Here is a 444-nt window from a genome sequence, read left to right as displayed (position 1 = left end):
CGCCGGCCTTGCCGGCGGTGCGCATCGATGGCGAGCTCTATTGGGACGGCGGCATTCTCTCGAACACGCCGACGGAGGCGGTGTTCGACGACAATCCACGCAGGGATTCGCTGATCTTCTCCGTGCATCTGTGGAATCCCGTCGGCGCCGAGCCGACCACGATGGCGGAGGTGCTGAACCGGCACAAGGACGTGATGTATTCCAGCCGGATCGCGAGCCAGATCACGCGCCAGCAGCAGGCCCATCGTCTGCGCCATGTCATCAACCAGCTCGCCGCGCGGCTGCCAGAGAGCGAGCGCAACGATGCCGCGGTGAAGGAGCTGACGAGCTACGGCTGTCCGACCCGCATGCACGTCGTGCGGCTGCTGGCGCCGCAGCTCGACCGCGAGACCCATACCAAGGATATCGACTTCAGTCCGTCCGGGATCACGCGGCGCTGGCATG

Annotated in this window: 1 protein-coding gene; it reads left to right on the top strand. The window is 66.0% G+C overall.

The features are described from left to right. On the top strand, positions 1-444 hold a 444-nt coding region (locus QC029_RS31405), incomplete at both ends, for a DUF3734 domain-containing protein (protein WP_279559101.1).

The sequence above is a fragment of the Streptomyces sp. DH37 genome, from assembly GCF_029813835.1.
Lineage (GTDB): Bacteria > Actinomycetota > Actinomycetes > Streptomycetales > Streptomycetaceae > Streptomyces.
The sequence above is the reverse complement of the archived record's forward strand: the minus strand, read 5'-3'. Positions and strand labels throughout refer to the sequence as shown.